This window comes from Bacillus sp. N447-1 (genome assembly GCF_022701035.1).
In the GTDB taxonomy this organism is placed as follows: domain Bacteria; phylum Bacillota; class Bacilli; order Bacillales; family Bacillaceae_G; genus Bacillus_A; species Bacillus_A cereus.
The window spans coordinates 88,708-100,597 of sequence record NZ_CP065509.1; the positions used below are offsets into that span (position 1 = coordinate 88,708).

Consider the following 11,890-nt stretch of genomic DNA (forward strand, 5'->3'; position numbering starts at 1 on the left):
TCAAAAACAACTAGATTACCTGTGCGCTATACTCTTTAGTGTGCAGGTAATCTATTTTTTTGATTTGAAATAGTCTAACTGTGGCCAATGGGTATACCGTCTAGATGCAGAGTGCCGAAAAAAATGAAGTGAACAAAAAATAACCCCTAAATTAACTCTATGATAAAGAGACTACAAACAATCAAAATTTGGAACTTCATATTAACCATATATTAACTACGTTAATAATACATACTGAAATTGAATACTTTTAATAACATCATTTATAACGAATATCTGTACATTATAATGTTATGCAATGAGGAATTTACAATACAATGAATTGAAGCTTATTTAGTTTTATATTTGTATAAATGAATTAAGAATTTCTTAAGAACCTATTAAGAAATAAGTGAGTTTTAGGAACTAGAATAAATGTATCTTAACAGTAATAAGAAAATGAATATTTTAAACGGAAGTTGGCAGAGTATGTCAAAAAGCTATAAGTAAATATTTCAGGAGGTTTTTTATGAAAAAGAAAATGATTATTGCAATTGTTGTTTCTGCTATAACAATGACTCATTTTGTAGGAAATACTTATGCAGATTCGAAAACAGAGGTTTCTGTTACAGCTCCCTATAATACAAATCAAATAGCGAAATGGTTAGAAGCACATGCAAAGCCTTTAAAAACAACTAATCCAACTGCATCTCTTAATGATTTGAAACCACTTAAGGATATGGTAGGTTCAGCTTCAATTGTAGGTTTAGGTGAAGCTACGCATGGGGCTCATGAAGTTTTTACGATGAAACACCGCATTGTTAAGTATTTAGTATCTGAAAAGGGCTTTACCAATCTAGTTTTAGAAGAGGGATGGGACAGGGCCTTGGAACTTGATCGATATGTTCTTACTGGTAAGGGAAACCCAAGCCAACATCTAACACCTGTATTTAAGACGAAAGAAATGCTAGATTTACTTGATTGGATTCGGCAATATAATGCTAATCCAAAACATAAATCGAAAGTACGTGTCATCGGGATGGACATTCAATCAGTAAACGAAAATGTTTATAATAATATAATAGAATATATTAAAGCGAATAATTCAAAACTGTTGCCTAGAGTAGAAGAGAAGATAAAAGGGCTTATTCCTGTAACAAAGGATATGAATACTTTTGAAAGCCTTACGAAAGAAGAAAAAGAAAAGTATGTTTTAGATGCTAAACAAATTAGTGCTTTATTAGAGGAAAATAAAAGTCATTTAAATGGGAAATCTAAAGAGTTCGTATGGATAAAGCAAAATGCTCGTATTATTGAACAGTTTACTACAATGTTAGCGACACCTCCTGATAAACCAGCGGATTTTTATTTGAAACATGATATTGCAATGTATGAAAATGCGAAGTGGACTGAAGAACATTTAGGAAAAACCATTGTATGGGGACATAATGGACACGTTTCGAAAACAAATATGCTTTCTTTTATATACCCTAAAGTGGCAGGGCAGCATTTAGCAGAATATTACGGAAAACGGTACGTATCTATTGGAACGTCAGTTTATGAAGGACAATACAATGTGAAGAATAGCAATGGTGAGTTTGGCCCCTATGGAACATTAAAATCGGATGATCCAAACAGTTATAACTACATCTTTGGACAAGTTAAAAAAGATCAATTTTTTATTGATTTACGTAAGGCGAACGGCGTGACAAAAACTTGGTTAAACGAACAACATCCAATTTTCGCTGGAATAACTACCGAAGGGCCTGATATACCAAAAACTGTTGATATATCATTAGGTAAAGCGTTTGATATACTCGTTCAAATTCAAAAAGTGAGTCCATCTCAACTACATTAATAAATTTAGAATCATGTGCCTTAATGACAAATTTCATAGTGTTTCATATAACACAATGAAATTTGTTTTATATAGCAAGAAGAATAATCGCATTAGAAAAAATCAGCAGTTTAACCTGTTAAGAGTAAAACGAATCTTACAATATGTAAAGCGCAAAAACACTGAAGCGAAAAGCATCGGTGTTTTTTGCGCTTTCGGGCACAGATGCTACTTCAACCCTAGTGTACAAGTAATTTTGTATGTAAGGAATTTGTAAGGAATAGGTAAGAAAAAAGAGATTTTCATTGTGTAGGATAAAAATATAAGGAGGCGTGAAGGGGGGAACAATTACGGCCTACATATAAAACAAATAATCAGTAACAAGAGTGTTTTAAGGAAAAGAAGTAATTTCTATGGTTAATATGTATGTGGAAAAAGAGTGATTTAGAGATTGTTAGAACACAATGGTGTTTGTGAAAATAATGATTAGTACGTTGATTGCAAATTCAGTGTTGACTTTTATCATTGGGAGAGTTGATAGCTGTGTGGTTAGCATATGACATAGTTATTAACCATCAATACGATTTTAATAGAAGAGAGGAATTCTTTATGAAAACAAGCAGTAAAATTACATGTGCAAGTCTAGCACTTTTAATAGGTGGAAGTTCCCTGTTATACATAACACCAACATCAGTTGTAAAAGCAGAACCTACGCAAAATGTATCTAGTTCGTTACAAACAAGTACGCAAAGCGATCGTACTTCCGTTAAGAAAGCAATGCGAGATGAACTGCAACTTGGATACCCGGGAATACTCGCTCAAATTTCTAAGGGTGGTAAAACTTGGAGTTATACGGCTGGGATAGCGGATCTGAGAACTAAGAAACCAATGAAAGCAGATTTTCGCTTTCGCATTGGCAGTGTGACGAAAACGTTCATTGCAACAGTTCTACTTCAATTATCTGGAGAGAACCGTTTGAATCTAGACGACTCCATTGAAAAATGGTTACCTGGCGTTATTCAAGGAAACGGATATGATGGTAACCAGATTACTATCCGTCAAATATTGAATCATACAAGTGGTATTGCTGATTATATAAATTCAAAAGACTTCGATATTACGGATATAAAAAAATCGTATACGGCTGAAGAATTTGTAAAGATGGGGATTTCACTTCCCCCAGACTTTGCCCCAGGAAAGGGTTGGTCTTATTCAAATACAGGATATGTAATACTAGGAATCCTTATTGAAAAAGTAACAGGAAACAGCTATGCGGAAGAGGTTGAAAATCGGATTATTGAACCGCTGGATTTGTCAAATACATTTCTACCTGGTAATTCAAGCGTGATTCCAGGCACCAAGCATGCCCGTGGCTACTTGCAACTAGACGGAGCGAGTGAGCTAAAAGATGTTACTTATATTAACCCAGGTAGCTCGGATGGAGATATGATTTCTACTGCTGACGACTTAAACAAATTCTTCTCTTGCTTACTAGGTGGCAAATTACTGAAGGAACAGCAGTTAAAACAAATGCTTACTACAGTTCCTACAAATAGAGAGGGAACCGGATATGGTCTTGGAATACTTGAAATTAAGCTTCCGAACGGTGTCTCGGTATGGGGACACAGGGGTGCCGTTCCAGGGTTTTCCACTTTTGCTGGTGGAACACTTGGAGGTAAACATACACTCGCTATCAATTCGAACAGTTTAAACCTTAATAACCCGGAAGTTTTTAAGAACATTTTACTTGCTGAATTTAGAAAGTAGGAAAAACGGATAAATTTTGTCATTTGTAATTTCCATCGGAATGGATTACCGCTTGAAAGAGTATAGAGGGATTAAGTATCTAGAAACAATCAAGCCAATCATGAAGAATGGCTAAGTAAAAGGATTTGTTTATACATTGGCCAATTAAAAGAGCAACAGATATAATGAGTGATTAGTATGTATCTAGTATTGCATTTGTATTGGTATCTTCATGGATTGTAAATTTGTATAAGGTGCGAAGTCTAATTTAAGACTTCGCACTTTTGCTGTTTAACAGCTTTTATTACGAAGCTATTAACAATAGAAAAAAGGAGAATGTAACTAGTTATGTGGATACTACTGTATGATTGGTGCAACAAATTGTGACTCTAACGTATTTGAAAGGCCTGATAAATTCAACGTTTATCGTCCTGACATTGATATTAAAAAGGCATTTAGTGGTACTGCAAGACATCTTGCTTTTGGATTAAGTATCTATAATTGTGTAGGAGCAGCATTTGCAAAATTAAAAATTGAAATAGATTCAACCATTAAAGATAATATTAGCAGGAAAAAATTGAGGGACATTAAGGATTTTGTGAAGAAGACTTCAAAAATGAACTGAAATCTAATAAACAACGTAAAAGCTAAAAGATTTTCGTTGTGAGAACATCTCAAAATATTAAATTGATGGTAACTTTGTTGTAGCTCTTTAAACATACCTATATTAAAACCCAAATATCTCAGCATTAAATTGAGAATTTGGGTTTTTCTAAAGGAATTAATTTTTAAAAAATTTTAGAAATTTAAACATAAAGTATTGTATACATGTAAGTATGATTAAAAATAAAAAGTTGTAAATGCTAAATTTAATTAAATACGCCTTACTCTCTTTAACATTGGCCTGAATGAATAGTTTATAGGAGATTACACTGGCTAAAGATGCGATAATTGTTCCAAGCCCTCCAATATTTACTCCTAGTAATAAAGCTTTCCAATCAGAAGTAAAGTTTGATAGAAGAATTGAAGTAGGAAAATTGCTAATCAATTGACTCAAAAATATGGAACTAAAGAAGACTGAAGTATCTCCTCTTAAATTAGCGCGAGCAAATGTCTCCAGTGCATCCGAATGTGAAATGTTTCCGATGAAAATAAAAAAACAGACAAAGGTTATTAGAAGAAAGTAATCGATCTTAAATAGTAAGTTTCTATCTAATGTAAATGCTGCCACTAATGTAACTATTAGCGCAATGTAATAATTAATGATACCAAAAATAGATGCAATGATAGTGAGAAGTATTAAAATCCAGACGGTAGCTTTTTTTCGATTTTTCACGGTAATAACAGGTAGTTCTATTTTCAAATCTGTTTTTTGAAGTTTTTGAGTACATATAAATAACATACTAATTCCAAGTACAGCTAAAAGCAGGATTGAACCTAAAAATGGGATGAGCTTAATTCCATAGTAAGAGTATAAGTATAAATTTTGTGGGTTTCCCATAGGCATCAAGCTACTACCGATGTTTGCCGCAATTGTTTGCAGGATGATTGTATCCATCATGTTCATTTGTGTTTTTTTACTAATGACAAGTGTTATTGGTACAAAAGTGAGGAGAGCGACATCATTTGTTACAAACATGGAGCAAATAAAGCATAACAAAATTAGAATAATAGATATTGACCTGCTGTTATTGCATTTATTTAAAATGGCAACGGCAAGTTTGTCTAATATCTTTAGCTGTTCCAAGGCCTTAATGGCCACCATTAGATTAAATAAGCTAATTAACACTTCAAAGTTAATATATTCGATCTTTGGCGAATGTATTAAGCAGCTTACAATTGCTAGTATTAGTGAAATGGTAAGCACTAAATCCTTTTTTAAAAATTCGAATTTCATAAGGAGTCTTTTTTTATTTTGAACGAATACTATTTCTTTCACAATACACCACCTGTAATCTATGTTAGTAAATATACGTTTTTTGGGATAACTCGATATTGCTAGAAAAGAGGATGTCATAAGGTCCTAAATAAGAGTTTTGTAATGTTTCATCCCTTCAATAAAATCCTTTTTTGCTTAGTGTCTTTCATGTTGTAAATATGTGCAATATAGACGAATCCAGCTAGGGGGATTAATTGAGAAAACAAATGTTTTTGTATGATACCATAAATAAATTAAATGCTTTATTTTTTAATATTCTTATAATATTCTATTGATTCTTGATTTCAAATACTTTATAAGAAGTTCTAAAAGAGAAAAAGTATGCATGTTTTTATGAAGAAAATAGAGGCTTGTCAAAGGTTAGGTAGAACAGAATCTGCGACGTTTGGATACTGTATAAAATTCACAAAATCTCAGTGTTTTTAGATGAAAAAACTTAAAATATTTTTTGTTTTTATAAAAATCTGTACTTTTTCGTAACATTCTGTACTTTTAATTATAAATTAAAGACAAGATTTTCTTAGTTGAATAGTGAAAGCGCTTTATAGAGTTTTCGCGAAGTTTTTACCTAGCCTATTTTTGAGATTAGTAGTGAGAAAGGAGATATTTCCATGTTCTTGAGAAGATTAACAAAAAACCACTTAATCACTATTGATTATTATGATTTAAATCACCGGTAAACGAAACAAACACAGTAGTACAACAATGTTAGTGGATAAAAATATTAGTTTTGCAGAAAGGGGTAGAGCATCCGTTTGTATAATCGTTAAGTACTTCAAAATTTCAGTTTTACGGTTACATGTTGTGATGTTTGCTTAAATAGGCCAATCCGATTCATATAGAAAATTTTTATCCTTGTTGTATTTGAATATGAAAGAGGTATTTATACCAGGAAATATAGGTGATTTTATATAGATTATGATAGATAAATTTTGGTATGGAGTGATGATATGGAAAGGTTTTTTGTAGATTTAGTCGGATCAACAAATGATTTTTTATGGTCTAAATTGTTAATTATTATGCTTGTTATTTGCGGAATTTATTTTACATTTAAATTGAATTTTGTACAGTTTCGAATGTTAAAAGAGATGGTCCGTGTATTAATGGAGGGGAAAAGTGGTTCTAAAGATCAAGTCTCTCCTTTTCAAGCGTTTTGTATTGGTATGGCAGCCCGCGTTGGAACAGGGAATATTACAGGAATTGCGATTGCAATTGCATTAGGTGGTCCTGGAGCTGTATTTTGGATGTGGATTATTTCTATTATTAGCTCGGCCTCCAGTTTTGTCGAAAGCACATTAGCACAGATATATAAAGTAAAAGATAAAACTGGTTTCCGCGGTGGTCCATCCTATTATATGGAAAAAGGGTTGAATAAACGTTGGATGGGAGTATTATTCTCTATTTTAATCACAATTACTTTTGGTCTTGTATTTAATTCAGTACAATCAAATACAGTTACAATTGCTTTTCAAAACTCATTTGGTACAGATCGTCTAACAGTTGGGATAATCATGGCCATTGCTTTCGCTGCGATTATTTTTGGTGGTGTACAACGTATTGCAAAAATGGCTGAATACAAGGTGGTATTTTTAGCGGTATTATACATTGGAGTTGCATTATTTGTTGTAGTTACCAACATATCAAAAATGCCGGAAGTTCTTTCTCTTATTGTTCAAAACGCATTTGGTTTTAAACAAATAGCAGGCGGTTCAATTGGTGCAGCACTTATGAATGGAGTTAAACGTGGTTTATTTTCAAATGAAGCTGGTATGGGAAGTGCACCAAACGTTGCCGCAACAGCAACAACAAGTCATCCGGTGAAACAAGGACTGATTCAAGCATTTGGTGTATTAACGGATACACTGATCATTTGTACTAGCACTGCCTTTATTATTTTGCTGTCTGATGCATATAAACAACCGGGATTAAATGGTATTGCACTTACACAAGCAGCATTAAGTGAACACATAGGTCCTTGGGCATCGGGTTGTCTTGCTATCTTTGTTTTTTTATTTGGATTTGGTGCGTTAATTGGCAACTATTATTATGGTGAAACAAATATTCGCTTCTTACATACAAGTAAAGTGTGGTTAATGATATACAGAATAAGTGTGTTGGCTATGATTGTATTTGGTTCTGTTGCAAAGATTCAAATTGTATGGGATTTAGCGGACTTATTTATGGGCTTTATGGTTATTATTAATTTAATTGCTATTACCTTACTTTCAAAAGTAGCATTTGCGGCGTTACAAGATTATATAAACCAGAAAAAAGCTGGTAAAGATCCTATTTTTTATAAAGAAAACATTAAAGGGCTTGAAAATATTGAATGTTGGGATAGTTATGAGAAAACTTCAAAAAAGAAAAGTGTGTAATAAGAAGGATATTCAGACTGCAATATGTCTGAATATTTTTCTTGGTTCTAGTGCAAATATTATTGATTATAGTAAAGAAAAAATCATTCTATATAAAGTTAATAGTACGGGGGAATATGATTAAATGATAAAGGATTCTAGCGTTCAAGTTGAGGGTCAAGAAAAAGTTTGCTTAGATCAATGGGTAGCTCATTATCGAGCGTATGCAGCTAAGGGACGAAGCGCCAGTTATATTCCCGCTCTGGGGGAAATAAATGTATCGCAGTTAGGTATTTGTATAGTAAAGCCAGATGGAACAATGATAAAATCAGGAGATTGGGAGATACCTTTCACATTACAAAGTATATCAAAAGTAATCGGTTTTATAGCCGCTTGTTTAAGTCGCGGTATTTCTTATGTATTAGAACGAGTTGACGTAGAGCCAACTGGAGATGCCTTTAATTCAATTATTCGTTTAGAGATACATAAACCAGGAAAACCTTTTAATCCTATGATCAATGCTGGAGCGATTACGATAGCTTCACTTTTGCCAGGGACATCGGTGCAAGAAAAATTAGAATCTCTATACGTATTAATTGAAAAAATGATAGAGAAGCGTCCCGCTATTAATGAAATAGTATTTCAATCAGAATGGGAAACGGCTCATCGTAATAGAGCATTAGCATACTATTTAAAGGAGAATGGTTTTCTAGAATCAGATGTGGAGGAGACACTAGAGGTTTACCTAAAACAATGTTCGATTGAAATAAATACAGAAGATATTGCCTTAATAGGGCTTATACTAGCACATGATGGATATCATCCTATTCGCAAAGAACAAGTGCTCCCTAAAGAAGTAGCTAGGTTAACAAAAGCTTTAATGCTTACTTGTGGAATGTACAATGCTTCTGGAAAATTTGCTGCTTTCATTGGATTACCAGCTAAGAGTGGGGTATCGGGCGGAATTATGACACTTGTTCCCTCAAAATCTAGGAAGGATTTATCGTTTCAAGATGGATGTGGTATTGGTATTTACGGACCAGCCATTGATGAGTATGGGAATAGTTTACCAGGAATTATGTTGTTAGAACATATTGCAAAAGAATGGGATTTAAGTATATTTTAAAAAGGAGCACAGATATTTTGGTGTTAGAGCGAGTCCAAAAGTGTTCAGACCTTATATTGTGTCTGAACATTTTTGAGTTATAAAGTATCTTTCTAAAGTAGAAGGGTGTAATGAATACTCACAATCTATAATGCTTTCGTTTATATCTTATTTATCAGTTTTTGAAAAAAATAGAGTAAGTATTGTATTAATGCAAATAGGTTTGTATACTGACTGTTAGGCGAAAGTGAGAAGTGATTATTTTGAATCTTAGTAATTTAGTAAAAAAAGACATCTATATTCTCGTTTTAATGATACTTACAGTACCCTTAGTAGGTGAAATAAAGTCATTTCCTTTAAATGAAACATTTAGAATGAGCTTTGGCGCACCAACATTTTTCTTTTTTTTGTTATTGTTTCGACGAATTCCAGCATTTTTACCGGGTTTTTTAACAGCGATAGTCGTGGTAGTATTTCGTATCTCAATGGATGTCATTATAAAGGGAAATATGGATTGGCTAGCCGCTTTTCATACTCACTATCCTAGTTTTTTCTTTTATTTTACTTATTCGTATCTCTTTCATTTAGCAAAAATTAAACGTTTTTATCATCAACCACTAATGATTGGTTTTATTGGTTGCATGATTGAAATACTGTCAGACTGTGTGGAATTAATGATTCAATATTTCGTATTAAAAACATCGATCACATCCGAGGCAATAAATGAGATCATTGTTATCGCATGTTCCCATAGTTTTATAGTTCTAAGCTTTTTCAATATGATGAAATTGTATGAAGCACAATCAAGGGAGAGACATATAAAGAAGCAAAATGAACACATGCTCATGCTCATCTCTAATTTATATGAAGATGCTGTTCATTTAAAGAAAACATTACAAGATGCTGAGAATATAACAAAAAAATCCTATGATTTATATAAAACCTTAGACTCTTTTGAGCACAAACAGATGGATTTTCAGTTTGAGGATTTAAGGCAACAGGCATTACAAATTGCTGGTGAGGTCCATGATGTTAAAAAGGATAACCAACGTATTTTTGCGGGACTTTCAAAATTAATTTCTGATGAAAGTTTTACAGATTATATGTCTGTGCATGAACTAGTAAATATCATTATACGGGCAAATACGAAATATGCACGGTTGCTAGAGAAAGACATCCAATTTGTGTATAAAATTGATGGTGTGCATCCTCATTATCATATTTACACAATCTTATCTATTATAAATAATATCGTTACAAACGCTGTAGAAGCTATCCAAGGTATGGGAACCATCACAATTGACATTAATAAAGACCACCATTTTGTTGAATTTCAAATAGGCGATAATGGTCCTGGTATTTCTTCAAAATATAAAGATTCAATTTTTGAGCCTGGGTTTACTTCTAAATATGATGATTTAGGCAACCCATCGACAGGTATCGGATTATCGTATGTTAAAGAAATGGTCGCACAACTTGAAGGTGATGTTACGTTTGAGGACAGAACCGAAGGAAAAGGATCAATTTTTATAATTAGATTAGGGATTGATCATATAATTTCGAAAGGGTGATTCTATGTATTTTTATATAGTAGATGATGAAAAAGCGGTTCGCTCAATGTTGGCTCAAATTATCGAGGATGAAGATCTTGGGGAGGTTATAGGAGAAGCTGAGGATGGTTTATCTTTAGAGCAACAAATGGTAATCCTTAAAAATATAGACATTTTATTTATCGATTTGTTAATGCCGAATCAAGATGGAATAAAAACAATTCGTCAAATAAAACCTTCGTTTAAAGGGAAAATCATCATGGTCTCTCAAGTAGAATCAAAAGAATTAATTGCTGAAGCTTATTCGCTTGGTGTTGAATACTATATTATTAAGCCAATTAACCGGATTGAAGTATTAACAGTTGTTCGGAAAGTCATTGAACGAATTCGTTTGGAAAAATCGATAAAAAACATTCAAGAATCGCTTAATATGGTACTAAAATTGGATAGTAATTTAAGTACGCAAGAAAAATACCGTAGTGAAAAACATTTAAATACTTTCAATCATTTTCAAAATTCCATTCATTTTCTTTTGTCTGAATTAGGAATAGCCAGTGAAAGTGGAAGTAAAGATTTAATGGATATGCTAGATTATTTATATAAATATGAACAAGATAACACGTTGGAACAAGGCTTTCCCTCACTAAAAGAGATTTTTATGAATTTAGCTCAAAAAAAACTTGGGGATTCAGCTGAAGATGCCGAATTAAAAAGGTTCATAGAAGCTTCCAAACAACGGATTCGGAGAGCAATTTATCAATCATTAAACCATTTAGCATCCCTTGGACTTACTGATTTTTTAAACCCGAAGTTCGAAAATTATGCTTCTAGATTTTTTGATTTTACTACCGTAAGGAGAAAGATGACAGAATTGAATAATGAACCAACATTACCTGCTCGTATTGATACGAAAAAATTTATTCAAGTTCTTTATTTTGAAGCAAAACGAATACACTTGGAGTTAAGATGATAAACTCTTGCTAATTATTATTTTCAATTGATAGATTGATAATTGTTTTAATGTTATTTTTTATATAATTTTTCTTTTATTCTCCTTTATTTCATATTAGTTTTAAAATCAGAAAATTCCGTATCGATTCGGTAGAAGTGTAGGAACTTAGAACAAAAGAATATGTAGTTTTTATTTTTTCAACATTAATATTCATTAAAAAACGAGTATTTTCACAATAAAATATAAATACATAGTAAGTTGAATTGAAAAAGATGCTATCTTCTAGCATCTTTTTCTTTAAGAGGAAATATCATTGATCCTTATATTATTTGAAATTCAAATGCGGGCATATAAATAAGGGAAAAGGAGATAATATTTAACAAATTATAATTGGAAATGGTATTTTAGGTCAGAAATGTTTTTATACT

The 11,890-nt window shown here is 32.4% G+C and carries 8 protein-coding genes; 7 read left to right on the forward strand and 1 reads right to left on the reverse strand.

Annotation, left to right across the window (positions count from 1 at the left end):
- The first annotated feature begins 508 nt into the window (after positions 1–508).
- From IQ781_RS00405 to IQ781_RS00415, 3 genes are all read left to right on the forward strand, one after another.
- Positions 509–1,837, forward strand: a complete 1,329-nt coding sequence (locus tag IQ781_RS00405; RefSeq protein WP_139847098.1) for an erythromycin esterase family protein — start codon at positions 509–511, stop codon at positions 1,835–1,837.
- 588 nt (positions 1,838–2,425) lie between these two features.
- Positions 2,426–3,583, forward strand: a complete 1,158-nt coding sequence (locus IQ781_RS00410; RefSeq protein WP_139847097.1) for a serine hydrolase domain-containing protein — start codon at positions 2,426–2,428, stop codon at positions 3,581–3,583.
- A 343-nt stretch (positions 3,584–3,926) separates the two neighbouring features.
- Positions 3,927–4,187 carry a cytochrome P450 gene (locus IQ781_RS00415; RefSeq protein ID WP_002204756.1) on the forward strand — a complete coding sequence of 87 codons (261 nt, stop codon included), beginning with the start codon at positions 3,927–3,929 and terminating at the stop codon, positions 4,185–4,187.
- Between the two features lie 156 nt (positions 4,188–4,343).
- Here IQ781_RS00415 and IQ781_RS00420 read toward each other — a convergent pair whose 3' ends face one another.
- Entirely contained in the window at positions 4,344–5,501 is a 1,158-nt protein-coding gene (locus IQ781_RS00420) for an anion transporter (protein WP_242808210.1), read from the reverse strand.
- Positions 5,502–6,451: 950 nt separating this feature from the next.
- Here IQ781_RS00420 and IQ781_RS00425 point away from each other — a divergent pair.
- The 4 genes from IQ781_RS00425 (at position 6,452) to IQ781_RS00440 (ending at position 11,480) form a co-directional block, all read left to right on the forward strand.
- Positions 6,452–7,876: an alanine/glycine:cation symporter family protein gene (locus IQ781_RS00425; protein ID WP_139847095.1), complete on the forward strand. Its 1,425-nt coding sequence runs from the start codon at positions 6,452–6,454 to the stop codon at positions 7,874–7,876.
- A gap of 124 nt (positions 7,877–8,000) precedes the next feature.
- On the forward strand, positions 8,001–8,981 hold the full coding sequence (gene glsA / locus IQ781_RS00430; RefSeq protein ID WP_000588648.1) for a glutaminase GlsA: 981 nt from the start codon (positions 8,001–8,003) through the stop codon (positions 8,979–8,981).
- Positions 8,982–9,214: 233 nt separating this feature from the next.
- Complete coding sequence (locus IQ781_RS00435; RefSeq protein ID WP_000584789.1) at positions 9,215–10,531, forward strand: sensor histidine kinase; 1,317 nt, start codon at positions 9,215–9,217, stop codon at positions 10,529–10,531.
- A gap of 4 nt (positions 10,532–10,535) precedes the next feature.
- On the forward strand, positions 10,536–11,480 hold the full coding sequence (locus IQ781_RS00440; RefSeq protein WP_000274085.1) for a response regulator: 945 nt from the start codon (positions 10,536–10,538) through the stop codon (positions 11,478–11,480).
- The last annotated feature ends 410 nt before the right edge of the window (positions 11,481–11,890 follow it).